The following is a 23,828-nucleotide window of genomic DNA, read 5'->3' on the forward strand; positions in this document are numbered from 1 at the left end:
CGGCTAAGATAGGTCTCATGACTAGCATGACCGATCCCCTCGAAAACGTCCCGATGCGTGAGCTCTCCGGAGCCGGGACGTCAACGGCCACGATCGAGCGCGAGGAACTGCGGCAGGAAGTGGAGCCCGGTGACCGGGAGCGCTTCTCGCACTACGTGCGCAAGGAAAAGATCATGGAATCCGCGCTGACCGGCGAGCCCGTCATTGCGCTGTGCGGCAAAGTGTGGACCCCCGGCCGCGATCCCCAGAAGTTCCCGGTCTGTCCCGAATGCAAGGAAGTCTACGAAGGCCTCCGCCCCGGCGGCGACGGCGGCGGCAAGGGTTCCGGCGACAAATAGCAGCCCGGGCGGCGGGTCACGCCATTCGCCCGCCGCGCTTGCCCCCGCCGCGCTGTCGCGTGCGCACCCCAAGGGGTGCGCTGCCGTTCCTGGCCCGGCGGCCCGGCTCATGCTCTCCGGTTCATCCGAAAAAGATTGGTGTTTTTGTGCTTATTAGGGTTTCTCCTTCAGCCGCAGCCGTGTGCGGAATGGAAGGTACCTAAATGACAGAGACACTCTTCGGCGGCCCCACGCTGCCTCCCGCCTATCCCGAACGTGCCGCCTGGGGTACCGCGCCCAAGCTCCGCGCCTGGCAGCAGGAAGCGCTGGACAGCTACTTCAGTGTCCATCCCAAGGATTTCCTGGCCGTTGCTACCCCCGGCGCCGGGAAGACCACCTTCGCACTGCGGGTGGCCTCCATGCTCATTGATTCCGGAGTGGTCAACCGCGTCACCATCGTGGCTCCGACGGACCACTTGAAGCGCCAATGGGCCGACGCCGCCGCCAAGGTCGGCATCGCCATCGACCCGAACTTCAAGAACGCCGACGGACAGCACGGCCGCGGCTTCATCGGCGTCGCGGTCACCTACGCGCAGGTGGCCAGCAAGCCCATGCTGCACCGGGCCAAGACTGAAGCGGCCCGCACGCTCGTGATCCTGGATGAAATCCACCACGGCGGCGAGGCCCTCTCCTGGGGCGACGGGCTCCGCGAGGCCTTTGAGCCCGCTGCCCGCCGGCTCTCGCTGACCGGTACGCCGTTCCGCTCCGATACTTCCCCCATCCCGTTCGTGGAGTACGCCGAGGACCGTGACGGCATCCGGCGCTCCAAGGCCGACTACACCTACGGCTACGGCAAGGCGCTGCGTGACCACGTGGTCCGCCCGGTCATGTTCATGGCCTACTCCGGGCAGATGCGCTGGCGCACGAGCGCCGGGGACGAGATGGCCGCGTCGCTGGGTGAATCGGCGGTCACGAAAGACATCACCTCCCAGGCCTGGCGCACCGCGCTGAACCCGGCCGGGGAGTGGATCCCGGCCGTGCTGGCTGGGGCGGACAAGAGGCTCAGCGAGGTCCGGCGCAGCGTCCCCGACGCCGGCGGCCTGGTGATCGCCACAGACCACGAGGACGCACGGGCCTACGCGGGCCAGCTGAAGCGCATCACGGGGGAGTCGCCCACCGTTATCCTCTCCGACGATGCCAAGGCCTCCAGCAAGATCGAGGAATTCACCGCCAGCGAGAAGCGCTGGATGGTGGCCGTCCGCATGGTCTCCGAAGGCGTGGACGTCCCGCGGCTCTCCGTCGGCGTGTATGCCACGTCCACCTCCACGCCGCTGTTCTTCGCCCAGGCGGTGGGCCGCTTCGTCCGTGCACGGAAAAGGGGCGAGACGGCGTCCGTGTTCCTGCCCTCCGTACCGCAGCTGATGGCCCTGGCCAACTCCATGGAGGCCGAACGGGACCACGCCCTCGACCGCCCGGAGAAGGAGGACGGCGACGGACTCTTCAACCCCGAAGACTCGCTCATGGACGAGGCGAACCGTGAGGAGAAGGCCTCCGACAGCCTTACCAAGGGCAAGTTCGAGGCCCTCGATTCGCAGGCGTCCTTTGACCGTGTACTGTTCGACGGCGGCGAGTTCGGCACCGGCGGCGAAGTCGGGTCCGAGGACGAGCTCGATTTCCTCGGGATCCCCGGCCTGCTCGACGCCGAACAGGTCGGCACCCTCCTGCGCCAGCGCCAGCACGAGCAGCTGAACCGCAAGAACAAGCGGGCGCCCCAGGCCGCCGCGCCTGTGCCGGCCGTCCCCGACCACCGGATGCTCATGGACCTGCGCACCGAACTGGCCAAAAACGTGGCCGCCTGGTCCGCGCGCACCGGCACCCCGCACGGGGTCATCCACACCAAGCTCAGGACGGTCTGCGGCGGCCCCGCCGTGGCGCAGGCCAACGAGGAGCAGCTGCAGACCCGCCTGCGGAAACTCCAGGACTGGTTCATCGGCCGGAAATAACAGTCACGGGCACAAGCGCCGCACAACAGGCGCACGAGCGGCGAAAAGCCCACGCAAGGGCACAAAAAAAGGAACCGGACGGCCCGGTTCCTTTTTTGCGCGGCGCTATGCGGCGTTCCGCAGCGGCGCGGGGCCTTACTGGCCGCAGACCTGGCTGAAGGTCTGTCCGGCCGAGGTGTAGTTGGCCTTCAGGTCCTGGAGCTTGCCGGCGTCGGGGTTTTCCTTCGTGGATTCGTCCAGGAAGTCGACGACGGCCTTCAGCGACGGCTTCAGGTCGTCCGAGGACGACGCCGCGATAGGCCTGATCTGGTTGGCGAGCCTAATCATGCCGGGCTTGTCCGAGCCGGACGACGGGGCGGCGACGACGGTCTTGATGCGGGCGCAGGTTTCCTCGTTGGTCATCTTCGGGGCAGAGCAGCCGGCGGCGCCGAGCAGGGCCCCGGCAGCGATCAGGACAGTGAGGGTCTTCTTCATGGTGTACTCCGGGGTTCTACGGGTCTGACGATAATGGCAGTCATTTCGAGTCTACTGTGAGGACAGGGTCTTCCAGGCAGGCTTCGCGACGCCCCGCTCCACACGGGAGGAGCCGGCTCAGGCGACGTCAACGCCGCCGAGCTCCATCTCCGCGACGGCGTCGTCGAGATCCTCGGCGATCCCCACCGTCAGGCCGCGTAGGACGGTAACGGAATAACCGGCCTGCACAGCGTCCAGCGCCGTCGCCTTCACACAGTAATCGGTGGCGATCCCCACCACCACCACATCCTCGACTTCGTGGCTTTGCAGCCAGTCGTCAAGCCCGATCGCGTCCTCGTCCGCGGCGGAGGCCTCGGCGGCAGGCGAGCCAAGCGGCATCGAGCCGGGTGTCCGGTCCCCGGTGGGGACGGCGTCGTCCGGAGCCAGGACACCTTCGAAGCCCGAGTAGGCCGCGGTGAACTGTCCTTTGCGGAAGTAGGCCTGGATGTACTCCGGGTCGAGGTCCGGATGCAGCTCGGCGCCGCGCGTGCCGGCCACGCAGTGCGGCGGCCAGCTGTCCACAAAATCCGGGTCCTCGGAGAAGTGCCCGCCCGGGTCGACATGCCAGTCCTGCGTGGCCACGATGTGGTCGAACTGGCTGTGGTGGGCGTCGACGTACTCGCTGATCTCGCCGGCCAGCCCGGCCCCTCCGTCCACGGGCAGCGTGCCTCCCTCGCAGAAGTCGTTCTGGACGTCAACGATGATCAGGGCGCGGGACATTTAGTCCTCCTCATAGGCGGTGGGGACGGCGGGTTCGCCGCGCTGGAGGCGGTTGACGACGGCGGGGAGTTCCTTCATGGTCTCCGCGTGGCGCCGGCGGGCGCGCTGGACACCTTCAGCGCCGGTCCAGCCCGGCAGGAGCTCGCCGTTCTTGATGAATTGCTGCAGCAGCTGGCGGTCGTTGCCGTCGTCCTCCGGGCGGTGGCCGATGCCCACGATCTCTTCGGTGGCGGTGCCGTGCGCGTTGAGTTTGCGCAGGGCGTACTTGCGGCCGCCCTTGCTGGTCTTGTTTTTGGCCGCCTTGGCCACCGGAACGAACTCTCCGGCGTCATCGGTGCGGCTGACCAGTTTGTAGACCATGCTGGCCGTCGGGGCTCCGGAGCCGGTGACGAGGGAGGTGCCGACGCCGTAGGAATCCACCGGCGCGGACTGCAGCGCGGCGATGGCGAATTCGTCGAGGTCCGACGTCACCACGATCTTGGTGTGGTCGTTCCCGAGCTCGTCGAGCAGCTGGCGGACCCACTGCGCCTGCGCCACGAGGTCCCCGGAGTCCAACCGGACGGCGCCGAGCCTGTTCCCGGCGAGCCCGACGGCGGTCCGGACGGCCGCTTCGACGTCGTAGGTGTCCACGAGGAGGGTGGTTCCCGGGCCGAAGGCGGCGATCTGGGCCTCGAACGCCTCGCGTTCGGTGTCGTGGAGCAGGGTGAAGGAGTGCGCGGCCGTGCCCACCGTCTTGAGCCCGTACCGCCGCCCGGCCTCAAGGTTGGAGGTGCTGTCGAATCCGGCAATGACCGCGGCGCGGGCCGCCGCGGACGCGGATTCCTCGTGGGTCCGGCGTGATCCCATCTCGATGCAGGGGCGGTTGCCGGCGGCCGTAATCATCCGCGAGGCGGCTGAGGCGATCGCGCTGTCGTGGTTGAGGACGGAGAGGAGGTAGGTCTCCAGGATGCAGGCCTCGGCGAACGTGGACTCCACGATCAGGACGGGGGAGTTGGGGAAGTAGGCCTCGCCCTCCGGGTAGCCCCAGACGTCGCCGGAGAAGCTGTAGCCGGCCAAATAGTCCAGCGTTTCCTCGTTGACCACGCCGGTGCGGCGCAGGAAGTCGAGCTCGGCCCCGCCGAAGCGGAAGTTCACGATCCCCTCCAGCAGGCGGCCGGTCCCGGCCACGATCCCGTAGCGGCGGCCGTCCGGCAGGCGCCGGGCGAAGGCCTCGAACACCGACTTGCGGTGGGCGGCGCCGGACTGCAGCGCGCCTTGCAGCATGGTCAACTCGTAGTGGTCGGTGTACAGGGACGTGCGGGGATGGTCCCAGCCGGCAGAGGTGCTCACAAATTCACTCTAGTCCCCACCGGCTCCCTCGTCTCGCTTCGCTTCGCCGCGGGGCCCTCGCCGGCGTGGGCCCAGCCTCCCCATAGAATGGACAGATGACCCTCAGCGTTGCGCTCGGCCCCGACACGCGGGAGAGCACCCAGACCGGAACAGCGACGTCCACCGACGTTTTGACCGCCCCGGACATCCCTTGGAACCTCGTCATCTGGAACGATCCGGTGAACCTGATGAGCTACGTGAGCTACGTGTTCCGCAGCTATTTCGGCTATTCGGAGGCCAAAGCCAACAAGCTCATGATGGAGGTCCACAAGAAGGGCCGGTCCATCGTGGCGCACGGCAGCAAGGAACAGGTGGAGCAGCACGCGGTCGCCATGCACGGCTACGGCCTCTGGGCCACCGTGGAAAAGGCCACCGGCGGCTCCGGCGGAGCCGGATCAGATGGGGGATCAGGCAAGGGCAAGGGGAAACGTGGCTAAGGCATTCAAGAACGGGCTCAAAGGCATCACCGGATATCTGGAGCCGGCCGAGCGGGAGCTGCTGCGCAGCCTCTTCGATGACGTCATTTCGATGCTTGAGCCGGAGGAACGCGCCAACCAGGATCCGCTGGCCGCGCTGGTCGGGCTCGACACCGAAGCCCGGGAGCCCTCTGACCGTGCCCTGCGGCGGCTGCTGCCCAACGTCATGAAGAACGACGACGACGCTTCCCTCGAGTTCCGCCGCTACACCGAACGCTCACTGCGCGAGGGCAAGATCGGGGCCCTGAAGGCGGCCTCGCTGGGGCTGGACAGGAACGAGCTCGTGCTCACCGCGGCGGAGGCCCGGCACTGGGCCACCGCGCTCAACGATGTCCGGCTGGTGCTCGCCGAACGCCTCGACATCCGCGACGACGCCGATGCCGACAACGTCCACCTCATGCAGGACTGGTCCCAGGCCGAGGACGTGGAAAGCTACCTGGCACTCGTCTACAACTTCACCACCTGGCTGCAGGAGTCCCTCGTCCAGGCCATGGCGCAGTCGCTCGAAACGCGCCGCTGAGCCGGGACCCCGGCGCGGCGCATGTGACTGACCAGACACGAGTCGCACGACACAATGTCATGGCCGCACCGGAGGCTAAGCCCTATCCTCGAATAATCATGACTTCAGCATCGAGCATGGATCCGGCAGCGGGAGCTGCAGCGGAGTCCCCAGCGAGCAGCACCGCCCCCAGCCGGATGGGATCGCGGCCCATCGGTGTCTTCGACTCAGGCGTCGGCGGACTCACCGTGGCACGGTCCATCATCGACCAGTTGCCCAACGAATCCATCCTGTATGTCGGGGACACCGCGCACGGCCCCTACGGCCCGCTGCCCATCGCCGAGGTCCGCGCCAACGCGCTCGGCGTCATGGACGAGCTGGTGGACTCCGGCGTCAAGCTTCTGACCATCGCCTGCAACTCCGCCTCCGCTGCCGTGCTGCGCGACGCCCGGGAACGCTACACGGCCCGCTACGGCATCCCCGTGATCGAAGTCATCCAGCCGGCCGTCCGCCGCGCCGTTGCAGCGACACGCAGCGGCCGTGTCGGCGTCATCGGCACCTCCGCGACGGTCGGGTCCCGCGCCTACGAGGACACCTTCGCGGCGGCCCCGGACCTGGAAATCACCTCCGTGGCGTGCCCGGCGTTCGTGCCCTACGTGGAGGCCGGCATCACCACCGGTCCTGAACTCCTCGCAGTCGCCCGCGAGTACCTCGCGCCGCTCAAGGCCGCGGGGGTCGACACGGTGGTGTTGGGCTGCACCCACTACCCGCTGCTGACCGGCGTGATCTCCTTTGTCCTCGGCGAGGACGTCACCCTGGTTTCGAGCGCCGAGGAAACGGCCAAGGACGTCTACCGCGCACTAGCCTCCCGCGGCCTGGAACGGATGGACGCCGCGGCCCCCGAGCACCACTTCATCGCGACCGGGGATGCCGCCCAGTTCGAACACCTCGCCCGGCGCTTCCTCGGCCCCGAGGTCCTCAGCGTCCGCCACGTGGACCACGTCGCCGCGCAGTACCCCACGGGCAGCCTCGCACGGATCACCCCGGAGATGATCGCCGCAGCCCAGGCCGGGGCGGGCCGTCCCCGGATCTCCAACTTCGTGGCGCTGTCCTCTCAGCGGGGGCGTGGCCTGTGAAGCTGACCATTGTGGGCTGCACCGGATCCTTTCCGGGACCGGGCTCGCCGGCGTCGTGCTATCTGCTGACCGCCAACGACGGCGAGCGGAACTGGAAGATCGTGCTGGACATCGGCAGCGGGGCCCTGGGCGCCATCCAGCGGTACACGGACCTCGAAGACATCGACGCCATCTTCCTCACCCACCTCCACCCGGACCACTGCATGGACCTGTGCGGACTGCACGTCGCGGTGCGCTGGAAGCCGGGCGGCTGGGGCCGGGGCCGGATCCCCGTCTGGGGACCCGCCGCCACGGCTGACCGGATGGCCACAGCCTACGGGCTGGATCTTGACCCGGGCATGCACGAGGAATTCGACTTCAGCAACTGGGCCGAACGCACGCCCGTGACCCTGGGCCCGTTCACGGTGACGCCCTACGCCGTCAACCATCCCGTGGAGGAGTGCTACGCGCTGCGCGTCGAGGTCACCGAGCCCGCAAAGGACGGTACGCCCGTCACCCGGGTCCTGAGCTACTCGGGCGACACGGATTCCTGCAGCGGCCTGGAGGACGCCGCCCGCGACGCCGACCTCTTCCTCTGCGAGGCCGCCTTCGAGGAAGGACGCGACGACGGGATCAAGGACGTGCACCTGACCGGCAAACGGGCAGGCGAGGCCGCCGTCGCTGCCGGTGCGCGGCGCCTGCTGCTGACCCACATTCCGGTCTGGACGTCGCCGACGACCGTCATGGCCGAGGCCAAGGACATCTTTGGCAAGGACGTGGCCGTCGCCGTCGCCGGGGTGCACTACACGGTCTGACTGCGTTCGGCAGCCCGGCGCGGGCGGCGCCGCGTGAGTCGATAAGCTAAAGGCATGACTTCCGAAGCCCTTACTGTCCCCGTCATCCGCGCCGATGGCCGCACTCCCGACCAGCTGCGGCCGATCAGCATCACCCGAGGCTGGTCCAAGCAAGCCGAAGGTTCGGCCCTGATCGAATTCGGCAACACCCGGGTCCTGTGTACGGCTTCCCTGACAGAAGGCGTTCCGCGCTGGCTCAAGGGCGAAGGCCGCGGCTGGGTGACCGCCGAATACGCCATGCTGCCCCGGGCGACCAACACCCGCTCCGACCGCGAGTCAGTCAAGGGCAAGATCGGCGGCCGCACCCACGAGATCTCCCGGCTGATCGGACGCTCCCTGCGTTCCATCATCGACACCAAGGCCCTGGGCGAGATCACGATCGTACTGGACTGCGATGTCCTGCAGGCCGACGGCGGCACCCGCACCGCCGCCATCACCGGCGCCTACGTGGCGCTTGCCGACGCCATCCGCTTCGCCCGGGAGAAGAAGATGATCCCGCGCAACGCCGAGCCCCTGATCGATACCATCGCGGCCGTGTCCGTCGGCATCATCGACGGCGTCCCGATGCTGGACCTGCCCTACGTCGAGGACGTCCGGGCCGAGACCGACATGAACGTCGTGGTGACAGGATCCGGCAAATTCGTCGAGGTCCAGGGCACCGCCGAGGGCGCGCCTTTCGACCGTGATGAGCTGAACAAGCTGCTGGACCTGGCTTTGCTGGGCACGGAGCAGCTCGCCGCCATCCAGCGCGAGACCCTGGCCGAAGCGCCGTGACCCAGGCCCCCGCCGAACCGGTGCTCGTCCTTGCCACGCACAACAAAGGCAAACTCCGGGAGCTCCGGGAGCTTCTCCGGGACCAGGTGCCCGGGCTCGACGTCGACACGCAGGTTGTGGACGCGGGAGCTGTCGGAGCGCCGGACGTGGCCGAGACCGGCGTGACATTCGCCGAGAACTCGCTGCTGAAGGCGCGGGCGGTCGCCGAGGCGACAGGGCTGGTGGCGATCGCCGATGACTCCGGATTGTCCGTGGATGTTCTGGGCGGCGCGCCCGGGATCTTCTCGGCGCGCTGGGCCGGCCGGCATGGGGACGATGCCGCGAACCTGCGGCTGCTGCTGGCGCAGCTGGCCGACGTGCCGGATGAATACCGTGGCGCAGCGTTTGTTTGCGCGGCAGCCCTGGCGGTGCCGGGCACGCCCCCGGACGGCGGCCGGGAAGTCGTGGAGTACGGGCAGCTGGAAGGCACGCTCCTGCGCGAACCCCGCGGCGAAGGCGGATTCGGCTACGATCCGGTGCTCCAGCCGAGCGGGCTGGACCGGAGCTGCGCCGAGTTGAGCTCTGAGGAGAAGAACGCCATCAGCCACCGCGGCCATGCCTTCCGGGCGCTGCTGCCGGCGATCGTCGAGGCGTTGGCCGGGAAGTAGCGGCCGGTCTTCCCCGTTTTAACCAAATGAAGGCGCCCCACCGTGCGGGGCGCCTTCAAGTGGTTTAGAATTCCTGCGTCCTAGGGGGTCTTGCGCTCGTCCTCGGGCTCGTGTTCTTCGATGAACTCGTCCACCGCATCCGTGCCGAACTGTGCGGACTGGCGCCGGGCGATGAAACCGCGAATGACCTCAATGGCGATCGGGATGACGGAGACCAGCACGATGGCGATGAAGATGATGTCGAGGTTGTCCCGCACCCATGGCACGGTGTCGCCCAGGAGGTAACCGAGCAGCGTCACGCCCCCGCCCCACAGGACAGCGCCGACGACGTTGTAGAGGAAGAACTTGCGCTTGCTCATCTGGGCCACGCCGACGATCACGGGAACGAAGGTGCGGATGATCGGGACGAAGCGGGCCAGGATCAGCGCCTTGCCGCCATGCTTTTCAAAGAAGGCGTGGGCGTTTTCCACGTGTTCCCGCTTGAACAGCTTGGAGTTGGGTTTGTTGAACAGGGCATGGCCGGCTTTGGACCCGATCAGGTAGCCTGCCTGGTTCCCGAGGATCGCGGAGACGATGATCAGCGCCGCCAACGCCCAGATGTTGAACTTGATGGTGCCCGTGGCGACGAGCAGGCCGGCGGTGAACAGCATGGAGTCACCGGGCAGGAAGAAACCGATCAGCAGCCCGGTTTCGGCGAAGATGATGCCGCAGACCAGGAGCACAACCCACGGGGCCAGCGACGGGTTGGCCAGGAAGACCTGCGGGTTGATCCAGTCCGGCAGGAGGGAGGACAGGTGCGGCTGCACCGGCCCGGCGCCTCCGAGTGCGGACACGGCATAGTCGGTCATTGCTATAGGGTTCACCGGTTAAGCGTACTTGACGGCCGTCGTCGGGCATCGCCGCCGCGGCGACAGGCGGCGGCGGTTGCGCGTCGGGCCGGTCGCCGGCGGTAAAGTTGAGGCGTGGGTTTGGACTTTACGGCGATCGATTTTGAGACCGCGAACGGCTTCCGCGGTTCACCGTGCGCCGTTGGCCTGAGCAAGGTCCGCGGCGGCGTCGTGGTCGAGGAGGCGTCCTGGCTCATGCGGCCGCCGGAGAACCACGACGCCTTCGACCACCACAACGTCCGGATCCACGGCATCCGGCCCGAGCAGGTGGCGGGCCTGCCCCGCTTCGGTGAACTCTTCCCGGAGATCGGGGCCTTCATCGGCGGGGACGTGCTGGCCGCCCACAATGCCGCCTTCGACCTCGGCGTGATCCGTTCCGGCCTGGAGGTCTCCGGCCTGCCCGGGCCGGCCTACGATTACGTCTGCACCGTGATGCTCGCGCGCCGCTGCTACTCCCTGGTCTCCAACTCGCTGCCCTACGCGGCCGAGGAAGCCGGGGTGCCGCTGGTCAACCACCACGACGCGGCCGAAGACGCCCGGGCGTGCGCCGGTATCCTGATTGACATTGCCGCCCGCAACGGCGCCGGCAGCATCGCGGAGCTGTACCTGTCCCTGGGCCTCGCGGTGTCCCACCAGCCGGCGTTCGACCCCCGGCGCGATGCCCTGTCCAAGGCGACCGTGTCTGCCCTCGCCGGGGGACCGGGCAGCGCAGGCGCACGCGAAGCCCGACCGTTCCAGCCCGGCTGGCCGGAGGAGGGCGCCAACCCGGCGCCTAACAACGCCGCCGCACCGGACCACCCGCTGTTTGGCCAGACAGTCGTGTTCACCGGCGAGCTGGCGATGCCCCGGCCCGAAGCGAAAATCCGTTCCGCGGAACTCGGGGCGAGGCCGGAAAGCCGCGTCACCGCCCGCACCACGGTCCTGGTGGTGGGGGACGGCTTTGTGGCCGCGGACCTGCGCTCCGGCCGGCTGACCGGAAAAGCCCGGCGCGTCCTGGAGCTGCACGGGCGCGGTCAACGGATCGAAGTCCTGTCCGAAGGTGAATTCCTGCAGATGGTCGGAAGCCACCTGGCCGCGGCCGCCCCTGCCTAATGCGGGGCGCGTCGGGTTTCTCCGGCTGTCGCCGGCCTATGCCGGGCTCGCAGGCTACGCCGGTCCGGGGTTCGCCGGTCACACGGCGCAACATTCATTTCCGCGGTGGTGCGAGGGCTCCTAGCCTTGACGGATGAGCAAACTGATCGATGCACAGACCCCGGCGCTGGCTTCGCAGGGAACCGACTGGCGCAAGCTCTTCGCGTTCCCGAACCCGGTGAACGAGTACTCCGCCCGCCTTACGGCCGCACTCGTGGTGGTGCTCTCCGGCGTGACCCTGCTGACCGGCTTCGGCTGGGGACTCGCTGTCATCGCGGCAGGATTCTGGCTGCGCGTGCTCTTCGGCCCGCGGATCTCGCCCCTCGCGCTGCTCTCCGTCAAGGTACTGACGCCCTGGCTGGGCCGTACCCGGCTTGTGCCGGGGCCGCCCAAGCGCTTTGCGCAGGGCATCGGCGCCGCCATGTCCACGGCAGCCGCGATCCTGTTCGCCGTCGGCGCCGCACCCGCCGCGTGGATCCTGCTGGCGGTCCTGATCGCCGCCGCCTCGCTCGAGGCGTTTGCCGGCTTCTGCCTCGGCTGCACCATCTTCGGGTTCCTGCAGCGCCGCGGGATCATCCCCGACGAAATCTGCGAGGCGTGCAACAACATCTCACTCCGGCGCGCATAGGCAGGCGCCCGCATGCGGACCCGCGGCGGCGCCAAACCAGGCGCCGCACGGCCGCTGTTCAGGCTCCGGTGACGGCCGCCAGCTGTGAGGCCATGCCCCGGATGACCTCCGGGGCTTCCAGCGCCGCGAGCCACGCCGCCGGAAGGCAGTCCTCGCCGTAGAAGGCGCCCAGGATGTTTCCGGCAATCGACGCGGTGGAATCGCTGTCCCCGCTGTGATTCACGGCAACGGCGATCGCCGCCCGGAAGTGGGCCTCCGGACCGGAGCCGGCTGCCGCCGTCGTCGTACCTGTGGTTGCCGTTCCCGCGGTGGTGACCGTACGGGCTTCCGTCCCAGGGGCCGGCCTGCCGGGGGCGGGCATCCCGGGGGCGGTGGCCAGCACCGCATAGAGCCCGACGGCGAGTGCCTCCTCGGCGACCCACCCCTCGCCGAGTTCGCGGACGAGTTCCTCGGGGCTGAGCCGCGGCGTGCCGCCCGTGTGGGCGGTGAGGCGCAGCGCCGCCTGCAGGCGCCCGCTGAGCGCGGGATCGGGTTCCTCGCCGCTGCCCAGCTTCTCTTCCTGCAGGTGCCCCAGCGCGAATTCCGCTGCTTCGCGCAGGCCGTGGCCGGTGGTCAGTGCATGGATGACCAGGCTGAACGCCCCGGCACTCTGCCGCGCCGAGGGGTGCCCGTGCGTCAAGGACGCGGCATCGGCGCTGAGCTTGTAGACCGACCCGGGCGGGATGTGCGGGATCAGGCCGAACGGCGCCGACCGCATTACCGTGCCGCAGCCTTTGGAGTCCGGGTTGACCGGCCGGTACACCGTGCCCATCTCGCCGGTGGCGAGTCCGCTGAGGCAGGCATTGCCCGGTGCGCGCCGGTTCTTGAGGACGTCCTGGGTGTCGATCCAGCGGGGAGGCTGCACCGGGGCCGAGGGCGGGACAGCGACTCCCTGGGTGCCCAGCCAGCGCAGGTAGGCCAGCCAGAGGCAGGCGTTGGTGTCAGCGCCCACGCCCGAGTTTGCCCATTCCAGGGCTTCCAGGAGGCCGTCCACCGTGTAGAGGGTCATCTGGGTGTCGTCAGAGAAGTGGCTGCCGGCGTCGAGCGCGGAAAAGTCCTGCAGCCCCGCGGGACCGAACCGGGCGCGGATAGCGTGGATGTCGTCGAACTCGACGGCGTAGCCCAGCGAATCACCCAGCGCCCCGCCCAGCAGGCAGCCGTGGATGCGTGACGCGTGGGAAGGCGCGGTGGTGGGCGTAGGGGTGGTGCCGGGCTCGGTGCTCATAGCCTCAAATTTACCCCGATGGTGTGACGCCTGCGGCATGGGCCGCCCGCCGGTGGGCCGGCGCGCGCTGGCGGGGCGTGGCGCCGGGTAGGGTGCTGTTGGGGGCACAGGCACCCGGACCGGGCCGCCCGTGGCAGCACAGGAGCCGAGCAGAGGAAGCTAATGCGCGAGCCAGCGTGGCGCAAGACCGGCAGCACGCCCGACTACAGGTTTTCCCTGGCCAACGAACGGACCTTCCTGGCCTGGCTCCGGACATCCCTCGCGTTGATCGCCGGTGCCCTGGCGATCGACCAGCTGGCCCCGGAGATCGCCCCGGCGCCGGTCAGGATCACGTTGTGCGTCATCCTGGCGGTCCTCGGCGCAAGCCTGGCCACGCTGTCCTACCGGCGGTGGGGACAGATGGAAGCCGCCATGCGTAACAACAGGGAGCTGCCGTTTTCCGGATTGATGCTCGTGATGACCGTCGGCGTCGCCGCTGCCGCCTTCACCTTTGCCGTCCTGATGCTGGTGGCGCATTGAGCGCGCCGCCAGCGCGGGACCGCGGCCTCCAGCCCGAGCGGACGTCGCTGGCCTGGCGCCGGACGCTGCTGGCCCTCGTCGTCGTGGACCTGCTGATCTGGCGCGTCTGGGCGCACGCGGGAACGCAATCGCCCACGCCCGGCGCCGTCGATTACCTGGGCGTCTGCGCCCTGACCGCGATGGCGGCCACCGTGGTGCTGTGTTTGTGTGTGCTGGAACGGGGCAGGGAACTGCGGCATTCCTCGGCCGCGCCGGCGGCGGGGATCGTGCGCTGGGCTTCCGGCGCCGTCGTCGCCCTGGCGGGAAGCGCCGTTGCAGCAGTGGCGCTGGGCCGTTAGGTCCGGACCCAGGCGCAGCCTCGGACACAGGCAAGCCCCAGCCAACGTCCAGACTCCGCTGGCAGACTGCTCGCGGACCGTATTTCCGGGCGGCGGCACGCCGCGGGCCCGGACCATCAGGCGGCTGCCCGCCCAGGCGCACGCAGCCGCAGACCTCCAAGCAAAGGAATTGCCGACCATGAGCACGCCTGTGTCAACCCCCGAGGCAGGCGGCGTCCTGCCGCAGGCCACCCGCGACGATTCGCTCCGGCCCGGACTCGTGGCCCGGCTGTCCGCCGAGGCCCTCGGGACACTCTTTGTGGTGGTTGCGGGCCTGGGAGTGCCGCTGTTCACCATTCCGCAGTCGAACCCGCTGCCCGCGTCCCTGGCCGCGGGCCTGGCACTGACGGCGGCGATGCTTGCTTTCGGCTACGTCTCCGGCGGGCACTTCAACCCGGCGGTCACGGTGGGCAACGCAATTGCCGGGCGCATCAAGCTGGTCCCTGCCGCGGCCTACCTCGGCGCCCAGCTGGTGGGCGCACTGCTCGGTGCCGTCACGCTCTTCGGTGTGCTGCGCACCGTCCCCAAGATCAACGACACCCGGGCCGCCTTCGACACCGTCACCGCAGGATTCGATGAGCATTCCATCATCCAGGTCCCCATGGCCGGAGTGCTGCTCGTGGAGGTCCTCGGAGCCGCCCTGCTCGTTGCGGTCTACCTGGGCACGACGGCGGGCCGCAACCCCGCCAAAGCGGCGGCGCCCTTCGCCGTTGGCCTGACCATGGCCGTGCTGCTGCAGCTCGGCCAGGCGGTCGGCAACCTGCCGTTCAACCCGGCCCGTGCCACGGCATCGGCGATCTTCAGCGGCACCGACTCGCTCGGGCAGCTGTGGCTCTTCTGGGTGGCACCCCTCGTGGGCGCGGCGGTCGCAGGACTGGTCTTCCGTGGATTCGCCCAGACCACGGCGACGGCGGCCGTCAAGGCCGTGCCGGCAACGGAGCAAGAAGACCAGGACGACGACGGAATGGCCGCAGTCGAGGCCGATGACTCCCTCGTTCCGGACAAGGCCGCGGCGGGCGGCGCAGGCGGCACCCGAAGTGCCGGCCGCGACGAAGCCCGCGACTTCTTCGACGGCAAGCCCGGAGACTAATCCCGAGGCGGCGGCAGCTCCGGCGTCGTTGCTGCACCGGGGCGGCGGCGCATTAGTGTCGGTGGCAGCCGATACCGTAGGAGCATGCGGTTACTGCACACATCGGACTGGCATTTGGGCCGGTCGTTCCACGGCGTCGGGATGCTCGACGCCCAGCGCGCCTTCGTCGACCAGCTCGTGGCCTTCGTCCGGGACGAGTCGGTGGACGTCGTCCTCATCGCCGGGGACGTCTATGACCGCGCCCTGCCCGGCGTCGACGTCGTCGGCCTCCTCGATGACGCCCTGGTGCGTATCACCGGCGCCGGTGCCCAGGTGGTGCTGACCAGCGGCAACCACGATTCCGCCATCAGGCTTGGTTTTGCCTCACGCCTGCTCGAACGCGGGGGAGTGCACCTGCGGACACGGCTCACCGAACTGGACCAGCCGGTGCTGTTCCCGCTCCGTGGCGAGGCTCCCGGCGACGACGCCCCAGTGCTCGCCATTTACGGCATCCCCTGGCTGGAGCCGAGGCTCGTCGCGGAACAACTCGGCGTCGAGACCGCCAGCCATTTCGAGGTCACGCGCGCCGCCACGGAACGGATCCGGGCGGACCTGGACGCCCGGGCCGCGACCCGGACGGTCCATTCCGTGGTCCTGGCACACACCTTCGCCAGCGGCGGGATCAGTTCGGACAGCGAGCGGGACCTGAGTATCGGCGGTGTCGGTGCCGTGCCCCTGGATCTCTTTGACGGCTTCAGCTACACGGCGCTGGGCCACCTGCACGGCCGCCAGGAGCTGTCGCCTACGGTGCGCTACTCCGGTTCGCCTCTCGCGTACTCGTTTTCCGAGGCGAAGCATACGAAAGGCAGTTGGCTCGTGGACGTCGACCGCACAGGAGTCACGGGCGTCAGTGAGGTGATGTGGGACGCGCCGCGGACCCTCGCCGTGCTGCGCGGAAGGCTGGAGGACCTGCTCTCGGCGGAGGACTTCGCGTGGGCCGAGCCTGCCTACTGCCAGATCACCCTGACGGACGCCCAGCGTCCCGCACAGGCCATGGAGCGGCTGCGCGCCCGCTTCCCCGACACCCTCGTGCTGGGATTCGACCCCGAAGGCGGCGCCGCTGCCGCCAGGACCAGCTACAGCAGCCGGCTCGCCGAGGCCGGGGACGACCTCACAATCTGCTGCGGCTTCCTCGAGCACGTCCGCGGCCGGGGGACCGACGACGCCGAATCCGCGGTCTTCGCTGAAGCCCTCGAGGCCGTGCGCCTGGCAGGGGTTTCCCTGTGAGGATCCATCGTCTCGAGATTTCCGCCTTCGGTCCGTTCGCCGCCACGGAGCAGATCGACTTTGACCGGCTCAGTGCGCATGGCCTGTTCCTTCTCAACGGGCCCACCGGTGCGGGAAAGACCAGTGTCCTGGACGCTATCTGTTTCGCCTTGTACGGTTCCGTGCCCGGAGCCAGGCAGGATGGCAAAAGGCTGCGCAGCGATCACGCCGGGGTCGCGACCGAACCGCGGGTCACCTGTGAGTTCTCGGCCCGTGGCCGGCATTTTGAAGTCTCCCGTGCTCCCGCCTGGGACAAGCCCAGCGCCCGGGGCAAGAACGGCTTCACCGTCCAGCAGGCCAACACGGTGCTGCGTGAACGGGTTGACGGTGAATGGATCGAAAAATCCGGCCGCAACGACGAAGCAGGCGCGGAAATCGCTGACGTTCTCGGCATGAACCGGGACCAGTTCACCCGCGTTGTCATGCTGCCGCAGGGTGATTTCGCGGCATTCCTCCGGTCCAAGGCCTCGGACCGTCTCGACCTCCTGCAAAGCCTCTTTGGCACCCAGCGCTTCGAAGCCGTAGAACAGGAGCTCACTCGCAACGCACAGTTGGCCCGGGCCGAGGTCGCAAACCTCAACACCCGGCTGGAACTGCTGCTGGCCCAGGCCGTGGCCGAAACCGAAGGGCTCGGACTCGAAATGGCCGGGGCCCCGGACCGGGAAGCCGCCGATGCCCTGCTGGACTGGCTGGCGGCCGCCTCGGCCTCCGCAGCGGACGGGCGCCGTGACGCCGCGGCCAAAGCCGAACTGTTGAAGGCAGAACACGCGGCAAGGCTGGACGCCGCCGCCGCGCGGGCCGCCCGCCAGGCCAAGCTCGCCGTCGCGGTCCGGCGCCGGGCCGACGCCGAAGCCGCCGCACCCGCCCTTGGCGCAAAGAGGGACCAGCTGGCCGCGCACCGCAAAGCCGAAGTGCTCAGCGGCCACCTGCAGGCCGTGGAAAGCGCCGAAGCGGCAGAAGAACTGGCGGCGTCAGCGATGGAAGCCGCCAGCGTTGAATTGCACGCGGCGGTCCTTGCCGACCCCGAACTCGCGTCGCTGCGGAGCACCGGGTCACCACTGGGCGCCGGTGCGGACATTGCGGCCCGCACGTTGCCGGTGGCGCCTCGGTTCGACAGTGAAGCCGTCCGGGCCGCGCTGGGGGGACTGCGGTCCGTCCATGCGGTTCTTGAGGAACGGCTGCCGGATGAGTCGAGGCTTGCCGGGCTGCGGACCCGCACCGCCGGCCTGCGGACCTCGCTGGAACAGTTACAGGGCACGCGCCGCTCCGGCGCCGCGGCTCTGGACAGCCTTCGTGCCGAATCGGATGCACTGGTGGCTGGCCTGCGCCCGCTCGAAGAACTCGCCGCGGAGATCCAGCTGCGCACCAAAGAGGCCGGCGCCGCCGAGGAACTCGTGGTCATGGTGGGGCGCTATGCCGCAGCCGAGGCGGCCTGCCGCGCCGTCATGGAACGCCACAGCCGTGCACGGGACGAGCACCAGGACCGCCGCCAGCAATGGCTTGACCTCCGCGAGCAACGGCTGGCCAACGCCGCAGCAGAGCTGGCGGCCCAGCTCCAGCCCGGTGTCCCGTGTGCCGTATGCGGAAGCCCGGACCATCCGCTACCCGCCCCTGCCGCGGCCTCCGCGCTCGCCGTCGCCGAGGCGGAGCAGGCCGCGCAGGACGCGTGCGAGGCCGCGGAGACCGCTTTGGACGCCGTCGAACGCGAAGTGGCCGAGGCCCAGCAGGAGCTCGCCGTGCTGGCCGCCCAGGGCGGCACTACGGACCCTGAACAGGCCCGGCTGGATGCAGCACTGGCGCAGGACAAGGCAGCTGAAGCTGCCAAGGCCGCCCGGGAACTTGATGCGAGCCGGGTCCGGCTGAACGGGCTGGAGGTGGAGATCTCCGCGGCCGAAGTCGCCGTCGCTGCAGCTGCGTCCGGCATCACCCAGACGGAATCCACGATCGCGGAAGTCCACGAACAGGCCGACGCCCTCGAACTCGCATTGGAAAAACTGCGCGCCGGACACCCGACGCTGGCAAAACGCAGCGTCGCCCTCAAGGCGGCCACCGCCGTCCTGGAACGGGCAGATGCAGCGCAGACCGGGCTGGAACAGGCCGCAATGCGCACCGCCGGGGCCCGGACGCAACTGGAGCAGGCTCTTCCAGACTCCGGATTCGACACTGCCGGTGCTGCGCGTGCCGTCCTGCTGCCGGCAGCCGAGGCAGCCGGGCTGGAGGCCGCGATCCGGGCAGGGCAGGACGAAGCAGCCCGTATCGGCGAGCTGTTCGCCGGCGAGGAACTGGCCCTCGCCGCCCGTGAACGGGAGTCCGGGAGTCCTGTCGGGGACGGCATCCTGGAACAGCTCCGGCTGGAGTCCGCAGCATCAGAACGTGCTGCAAAGGACGCGGTCCTCGCCTCCGGCATTGCCGAGAAGACGGTGCAAAACCTGGCCCGGATCGCGGGCGACTACACAGCGGCCGCCGCAGCGGGTAAAGAACCGCGCGACCGCGCCGCGCTGCTGAACGCCGTGGCCGACGCCGCCAGGGGCGCGGGGGACAACACGTACCGCATGAGCTTGAACACGTACGTGCTCGCGGCGCGGCTTGAGCAGGTGGCACTCGCGGCTACGGAGCGGCTGATCGGCATGAGCGACGGCCGGTACACCCTCCAGCACACGGATGCCAAGGCCGCACGCGGGGCCAAGTCCGGGCTGGGCCTGGAAGTGGTGGACCAGTGGACCGGCCAGCGCCGCGACACCGCCACCCTGTCCGGCGGCGAGTCCTTCATGGCCTCGCTCGCCCTGGCCCTCGGGCTGGCGGACGTGGTGCAGCAGGAGTCCGGCGGGGTGGACATCGAGACGCTCTTTGTCGACGAGGGCTTCGGAAGCCTCGATGAACAGGCGCTGGAACAGGTCATGGACGCACTGGAAGGACTGCGTGACGGCGGACGGGTCGTGGGGCTTGTGAGCCATGTCGGTGAAATGAAGCAGCGCATCACCACCCAGCTCCAAGTCGTCAAGGGCCGTAACGGTTCCACGCTGCGCATATCCGACGAGGTCCAGGTCTAGCCCGGCTCACCGACTCGCCGGGCACGCCGGGGCCGCCCGGCTCGCGGGACGGAATTTGCGGCGGCCCCCGCGCCCACAGCGGTAACGAACCCGTTGCCGCCGAAGCGCCGTCGGTTATCATTGGACTTGTTACCGGGTCGCGCGCATCGGGAGGAGGGACGATGCGCACTATCGAACGAACCCGGAATCATGAACCCTTCACCGTCTTTCCAGGCGCCCGCTTCCTCTGAGGCACCCGCTTTCCTCACGCCCGCCCCAGCGCCCGAACAGCATGCTGGCGGCCGCTTTGCCCGCCTCCCGCAGCTTGCGGGCCGAAGTTTCATCCCGCTGGGGCTCTTCGCCCGCCTCCCGCTGGCCATGCTCACCGTCGGCGCCCTCACCCTGGTCACCGCTGTCACCGGTTCCTACGCCGTCGGCGGGGCAGCAGCCGGCGCTGTGGGCATCGGCTCAGCCCTGGGAGCTCCCGTCCTGGGCATCCTGGCGGACAGGCTGGGCCAGCGCGGTGTCTTGCTTTTCGCAGCAGCCTTCAACACGGTCGCAGTCGTGGCACTGATCCTCGCGGCCTACCTCATCCCCGGCGGGCAGGACATGGCCACGGCGGTCCCGGTCCTCGGGGCGGCGTTCATCGCCGGCGCCAGCTGTCCGCAGGTCGGCCCGCTGGCCCGGGTCCGCTGGATGGCACTGACCTCGCGGGGCAGCCGCGGCGCCAACACCGCGGACCTGGACGCGGCCTTGTCGTACGAAAGCACCGCGGACGAGCTCACCTTCGTTATGGGACCTGCCCTGGTGGGCATCCTCGCCAGCCTGGTCGCTCCCTGGCTGCCCTTGGCCCTCGCCGCAGTGCTGACGATCACGCTGGTGCCCGCCTTCGCCGTCCACCCAACGCACCGCGCCCTCGTGCGGACCCAGGGCCAGGGTGCCGGCTCCGGCCCAGGCCAGGAACGGGATGCCGCGGCTGGCGGGACCCGTATCAGGACCCTGGCCGCGGTGGCGCTCCCGGTACTGGCCATGGTGTTTATGGGCACCTTCTTCGGCTCCACCCAGACGTCCCTGAGCTCATTCTCCGCAAGCTTTGCCACGTCTGAGCTGGCGGGCCTGCTCTACGCCGTCATGGGACTCAGCTCGGCCGCGGCCGCGCTCTCGGTCGCTTACTGGCCCCGCAGGTTCTCCGTGAATGCCCGCTGGCTGGCGTGCGCGGCGCTCATGACCGGTCTTGCTGCCCTCCTGCTGCTGCCCTCGACGGCGCTGCCCATGATCATGGTGCTCCTGGTCCTCGGCCTGCCGGTGGGACCGCTCATGGTCACGGTGTTCGCGATCGGCGGGCTCGTCGCCCCCGCCGGCAGGCTCGGCACGGTCATGACGGCGCTGGCCAGCGGCATTGTCGCCGGCACCGCGCTCGGCTCCTCCGTCGCGGGGCGGCTGGCGCAGGACCGCGGGTACTCCGCCGCCTTCCTCGTTCCCGTCTGCGCCGCGGCGGCACTGCTCGTCCTGGGTGCGGCTGCCGCCGTCGTGCTCCTGCGCAGGAAATCGACGACGGCGGCGCCCGCTTGACCTTCCCCGTCCGGCGATTGCGCTACAGCTGGGCGCCGAGCTTGAATCCGCGTTCCTCGCCCGGCTCGCGGGTGTAGGCGAAGCCGTCGGCGCCGACGGTCACGGCCATTTCGCTGCTCTCGGTCCGGGTCACGAGCGGCTGGGGGTTTCCGTCGAGGTCCAAGACCAGCGAGGCCTCGGTGTACCAGCTGGGAACCACGGGGTTGCCCCACCAGTCGCGGCGCTGGTTATCGTGCACGTTCCACGTGATGGTGGGGTTGTCCGGGTCTCCGGTGTAGTAGTCCTGCGTGTAGATCTCGATCCGGTGGCCGTCGGGATCCAGGATATACAGGTAGAAGGCGTTGGACACGCCGTGCCGGCCGGGGCCGCGTTCGATCCGGTCCGAGATGCGCAGGGCGCCCATCTTGTCGCAGATCTGGATAATGTTGTGTTTCTCATGGGTGGAGAAGGCGATGTGGTGCAGGCGCGGACCGTCGCCGCCGGTGAGGGCGGTGTCGTGCACGGTCTGCTTCCGGTGCATCCAGGCCGCATAGGTGACGCCGGCGGAGTCCTTGATGTCCTCGGAGACCCGGAAGCCCAGGTCCTCGAGGTACTTCCGCCCGCGCGGCACATCGGGCGTGACCTGGTTGAAGTGGTCCAGCCGGACGAGCTCGCCGGCGGAGTAGATGTCATAGCGCTGGGTGAGGCGCTCGACATGCTCCACGTCGTAGAAGAACTCGTACGGGAAGCCCAGCGGGTCTTCCACCCGGACGGCGTCGCCGATGCCGCGGGCGAACCCGTCCTTGCGGCGCTCGGTGCGGCAGCCCATTTCGGCGTAATAGGCCTCGGCCTTGTCCACGTCCTCCGGGGTGCGCACCCGGTAGGCGAAGGCGGCCGCAGCAGCCACCGGGCCCCTGCGCAGGACCAGGTTGTGGTGGATGAACTCCTCGAAGGAACGCAGGTAGATGGCGTCCTCGTCCTCGTACGTCACGTGCAGGCCCAGCAGGTCCACGTAGAACTCGCGGGACTTCGCGAGGTCGGTGACCACCAGGTCCATGTAGGCGCAGCGGACGATGTCCGGGGCAGGAACGGTGGGCGTGATGATGTCGTCAGCCATGGTCAGAACTCCTCATTGAGCGGTGTGCGGCGGCGGTACGGGGGTGGCGGTGCTGTGGCGGTGCAGAGTGCGGTGGCAACAGGTGGGGGTCCGGTCGGGTCGGCCGCTAGTGCGGTGCCGACGCGCCGAACCTGGGCGTGTGGACGCTGCCCAGGGTGATGTGGACCGCCTGCTGGTCGGTGTAGAAATCGATCGATCGGTAGCCCCCCTCGTGGCCCAGTCCTGAGGCCTTGACCCCGCCGAACGGCGTGCGGAGATCGCGGACATTGTGGCTGTTCAGCCAGACCATGCCGGCTTCGAGGTTCTGGGAGAGGGTGTGCGCCCGGGTCAGGTCGTTGGTCCACACATAGGCGGCCAGCCCGTAACGGGTGTTGTTTGCCAGCGCCAGGGCCTCGGCGTCGTCCTCGAACGGCGTGATCGCGACGACCGGGCCGAAGATCTCCTCCTGGAAGATCCGCGCGTCCGGCGCGACGTCGGCAAACACCGTCGGCGCGATGTAGTTGCCGTCGGGCAGGTGTGCCGGGCGGCCGCCGCCGGCGAGGAGCCTGCCTTCGGACTTGCCGATCTCGACATACTTAGCGACCTTGGCGTAGTGCTCGGGGTGGACCAGCGCGCCGACCTCCGTGGCGGGATCGTGCGGGTCACCGACGACGATGTTCTTCGCGCGCGCGGCGTATCTCTCGCAGAACTCCTCGTAGATGCCGCGCTGGACCAGGATCCGGGAGCCGGCCGTGCAGCGCTCGCCGTTGAGGGAGAAGACACCGAACAGGGTCGAGTCGATTGCGGCGTCGAGGTCGGCGTCGTCGAAGATCACCGCGGGGCTCTTGCCGCCCAGTTCCATGGAGAGACCCTTGAGGTTCTCCGCGGCGTTGCGGAAAATCGTCTTTCCTGTGGTGGTTTCGCCGGTGAAGGAGATCAGCGGGACGTCAGGGTGCTTGACGAGGGCGTCGCCGGCTTCCTCGCCAAGACCGTTGACGAGGTTGAAGACGCCGTCGGGCAGCCCGGCATCCTTGAAGATCTTGGCCCACAGCGAAGCCGAGAGCGGAGTGAATTCGGCCGGCTTGAGCACCACGCAGTTGCCTGTGGCGAGAGCCGGGGCAAGCTTCCATGACTCCAGCATGAAGGGGGTGTTCCACGGCGTGATGAGGCCTGCGACGCCGATCGGCTTGCGGTTGACGTAGTTGATCTGTGCGCCCGGGACCTTCATGGCGTCATCGAACTGGGCGACGATGAGGTCGGCGAAGAAGCGGAAGTTTTCCGCCGCACGCAGCGCCTGGCCCTTGGCCTGGGTGATCGGCAGGCCCGTGTCAAAGGTTTCCAGCTGTGCCAGCCGGGTCTCCTGGGCCTCGACGGCATCGGCGATCCGGTTCAGGACGCGGGCGCGTTCGCGCGGCTTCATGGTGGGCCACGGCCCCGTAGTGAAGGCCTTGCGCGCGGCGGCGACGGCGAGGTCGATGTCCTCTTTCTGCCCGGCCGCGGCCGTGGCGTAGGTTTCGTTGGACACCGGGTCCAGAACATCGAACGTCTTGCCGCTGATGGAATCGACGAACTCGCCGTCGATGTAGTGGCGGATCCGGGTAGGCAGATCGTCCGGAATGTAGTGCTCAGCCATGGAAATCATCCTTTGCTTCTGCGGGAAAGTGC

Annotated in this window: 23 protein-coding genes; 16 read left to right on the forward strand and 7 right to left on the reverse strand. The window is 68.9% G+C overall.

Annotated features, from left to right (window positions below; translation table 11 throughout):
• Window positions 1-17: 17 nt before the first annotated feature.
• Window positions 18-338 (forward strand): DUF3039 domain-containing protein, encoded by a 321-nt coding sequence (locus AC1DCZ_RS05380; RefSeq protein WP_476973670.1) that lies wholly within the window; start codon window positions 18-20, stop codon window positions 336-338.
• Between the two features lie 203 nt (window positions 339-541).
• Window positions 542-2,320 (forward strand): DEAD/DEAH box helicase, encoded by a 1,779-nt coding sequence (locus tag AC1DCZ_RS05385; RefSeq protein ID WP_476973671.1) that lies wholly within the window; start codon window positions 542-544, stop codon window positions 2,318-2,320.
• 135 nt (window positions 2,321-2,455) lie between these two features.
• Here the strand turns inward: AC1DCZ_RS05385 and AC1DCZ_RS05390 are convergent, their stop codons facing one another.
• From AC1DCZ_RS05390 to AC1DCZ_RS05400, 3 genes are all read right to left on the reverse strand, one after another.
• Window positions 2,456-2,794: a hypothetical protein gene (locus AC1DCZ_RS05390; RefSeq protein ID WP_476973672.1), complete on the reverse strand. Its 339-nt coding sequence runs from the start codon at window positions 2,792-2,794 to the stop codon at window positions 2,456-2,458.
• Between the two features lie 117 nt (window positions 2,795-2,911).
• Window positions 2,912-3,553, reverse strand: coding sequence for an isochorismatase family protein (locus AC1DCZ_RS05395; RefSeq protein WP_476973673.1), 642 nt, complete (start codon window positions 3,551-3,553; stop codon window positions 2,912-2,914).
• Entirely contained in the window at window positions 3,554-4,882 is a 1,329-nt protein-coding gene (locus tag AC1DCZ_RS05400) for a nicotinate phosphoribosyltransferase (protein WP_476973674.1), read from the reverse strand.
• A 95-nt stretch (window positions 4,883-4,977) separates the two neighbouring features.
• Here AC1DCZ_RS05400 and clpS point away from each other — a divergent pair, with 95 nt between their 5' ends.
• The 6 genes from clpS to rdgB all read left to right on the forward strand — a co-directional run bounded on the left by clpS (window position 4,978) and on the right by rdgB (window position 9,286).
• On the forward strand, window positions 4,978-5,358 hold the full coding sequence (gene clpS, locus AC1DCZ_RS05405; protein WP_476973675.1) for an ATP-dependent Clp protease adapter ClpS: 381 nt from the start codon (window positions 4,978-4,980) through the stop codon (window positions 5,356-5,358).
• The gene (locus AC1DCZ_RS05410) at window positions 5,351-5,917 is read left to right on the forward strand and encodes a DUF2017 domain-containing protein (protein ID WP_476895411.1); all 567 of its coding nucleotides are present in this window, start codon (window positions 5,351-5,353) and stop codon (window positions 5,915-5,917) included. Before clpS ends, AC1DCZ_RS05410 begins: the two co-directional genes overlap by 8 nt.
• Window positions 5,918-6,015: 98 nt before the next feature.
• Window positions 6,016-7,032, forward strand: a complete 1,017-nt coding sequence (gene murI / locus AC1DCZ_RS05415) for a glutamate racemase (RefSeq protein WP_476973676.1) — start codon at window positions 6,016-6,018, stop codon at window positions 7,030-7,032.
• On the forward strand, window positions 7,029-7,826 hold the full coding sequence (locus AC1DCZ_RS05420) for an MBL fold metallo-hydrolase (protein WP_476895409.1): 798 nt from the start codon (window positions 7,029-7,031) through the stop codon (window positions 7,824-7,826). The genes murI and AC1DCZ_RS05420 overlap by 4 nt, the downstream gene beginning before the upstream one ends.
• 54 nt (window positions 7,827-7,880) lie before the next feature.
• Entirely contained in the window at window positions 7,881-8,639 is a 759-nt protein-coding gene (gene rph / locus AC1DCZ_RS05425) for a ribonuclease PH (RefSeq protein WP_476895408.1), read from the forward strand.
• Window positions 8,636-9,286, forward strand: a complete 651-nt coding sequence (gene rdgB / locus AC1DCZ_RS05430) for an RdgB/HAM1 family non-canonical purine NTP pyrophosphatase (protein ID WP_476895407.1) — start codon at window positions 8,636-8,638, stop codon at window positions 9,284-9,286. Before rph ends, rdgB begins: the two co-directional genes overlap by 4 nt.
• Before the next feature lie 80 nt (window positions 9,287-9,366).
• On the opposite strand, the gene AC1DCZ_RS05435 is transcribed toward rdgB, so the two are convergent.
• Complete coding sequence (locus AC1DCZ_RS05435) at window positions 9,367-10,134, reverse strand: VTT domain-containing protein (RefSeq protein WP_476973677.1); 768 nt, start codon at window positions 10,132-10,134, stop codon at window positions 9,367-9,369.
• 114 nt (window positions 10,135-10,248) lie between these two features.
• On the opposite strand from AC1DCZ_RS05435, the gene AC1DCZ_RS05440 reads away from it, so the two are divergent.
• Both AC1DCZ_RS05440 and AC1DCZ_RS05445 read left to right on the forward strand, forming a co-directional pair.
• Window positions 10,249-11,265, forward strand: a complete 1,017-nt coding sequence (locus tag AC1DCZ_RS05440) for a 3'-5' exonuclease (RefSeq protein ID WP_476973678.1) — start codon at window positions 10,249-10,251, stop codon at window positions 11,263-11,265.
• Window positions 11,266-11,398: 133 nt separating this feature from the next.
• Complete coding sequence (locus tag AC1DCZ_RS05445) at window positions 11,399-11,932, forward strand: DUF4395 domain-containing protein (RefSeq protein WP_476973679.1); 534 nt, start codon at window positions 11,399-11,401, stop codon at window positions 11,930-11,932.
• Between the two features lie 58 nt (window positions 11,933-11,990).
• Here AC1DCZ_RS05445 and AC1DCZ_RS05450 read toward each other — a convergent pair whose 3' ends face one another.
• The gene (locus AC1DCZ_RS05450) at window positions 11,991-13,196 is read right to left on the reverse strand and encodes an ADP-ribosylglycohydrolase family protein (RefSeq protein WP_476973680.1); all 1,206 of its coding nucleotides are present in this window, start codon (window positions 13,194-13,196) and stop codon (window positions 11,991-11,993) included.
• A gap of 162 nt (window positions 13,197-13,358) precedes the next feature.
• Between AC1DCZ_RS05450 and AC1DCZ_RS05455 the strand changes: the two genes are divergently transcribed.
• The 6 genes from AC1DCZ_RS05455 (at window position 13,359) to AC1DCZ_RS05480 (ending at window position 21,088) form a co-directional block, all read left to right on the forward strand.
• Window positions 13,359-13,715 (forward strand): YidH family protein, encoded by a 357-nt coding sequence (locus AC1DCZ_RS05455; protein WP_476895403.1) that lies wholly within the window; start codon window positions 13,359-13,361, stop codon window positions 13,713-13,715.
• Window positions 13,712-14,053 (forward strand): DUF202 domain-containing protein, encoded by a 342-nt coding sequence (locus AC1DCZ_RS05460; protein WP_476973681.1) that lies wholly within the window; start codon window positions 13,712-13,714, stop codon window positions 14,051-14,053. Before AC1DCZ_RS05455 ends, AC1DCZ_RS05460 begins: the two co-directional genes overlap by 4 nt.
• Before the next feature lie 178 nt (window positions 14,054-14,231).
• A complete protein-coding gene (locus tag AC1DCZ_RS05465) occupies window positions 14,232-15,182 on the forward strand; it encodes an MIP/aquaporin family protein (protein ID WP_476973682.1) in 951 nt (316 codons plus the stop codon).
• 84 nt (window positions 15,183-15,266) lie between these two features.
• Window positions 15,267-16,448 carry an exonuclease SbcCD subunit D gene (locus tag AC1DCZ_RS05470; protein ID WP_476973683.1) on the forward strand — a complete coding sequence of 394 codons (1,182 nt, stop codon included), beginning with the start codon at window positions 15,267-15,269 and terminating at the stop codon, window positions 16,446-16,448.
• Window positions 16,445-19,537 carry an AAA family ATPase gene (locus AC1DCZ_RS05475; protein ID WP_476973684.1) on the forward strand — a complete coding sequence of 1,031 codons (3,093 nt, stop codon included), beginning with the start codon at window positions 16,445-16,447 and terminating at the stop codon, window positions 19,535-19,537. The genes AC1DCZ_RS05470 and AC1DCZ_RS05475 overlap by 4 nt, the downstream gene beginning before the upstream one ends.
• A 189-nt stretch (window positions 19,538-19,726) precedes the next feature.
• Entirely contained in the window at window positions 19,727-21,088 is a 1,362-nt protein-coding gene (locus AC1DCZ_RS05480; protein WP_476973685.1) for an MFS transporter, read from the forward strand.
• A gap of 22 nt (window positions 21,089-21,110) precedes the next feature.
• Here AC1DCZ_RS05480 and hpaD read toward each other — a convergent pair whose 3' ends face one another.
• Both hpaD and hpaE read right to left on the reverse strand, forming a co-directional pair.
• A complete protein-coding gene (hpaD, locus tag AC1DCZ_RS05485; RefSeq protein WP_476973686.1) occupies window positions 21,111-22,184 on the reverse strand; it encodes a 3,4-dihydroxyphenylacetate 2,3-dioxygenase in 1,074 nt (357 codons plus the stop codon).
• A gap of 106 nt (window positions 22,185-22,290) precedes the next feature.
• Complete coding sequence (gene hpaE, locus AC1DCZ_RS05490) at window positions 22,291-23,796, reverse strand: 5-carboxymethyl-2-hydroxymuconate semialdehyde dehydrogenase (protein ID WP_476973687.1); 1,506 nt, start codon at window positions 23,794-23,796, stop codon at window positions 22,291-22,293.
• Window positions 23,797-23,828: the final 32 nt, after the last annotated feature.

The organism is Arthrobacter sp. 10N418, from assembly GCF_056394725.1.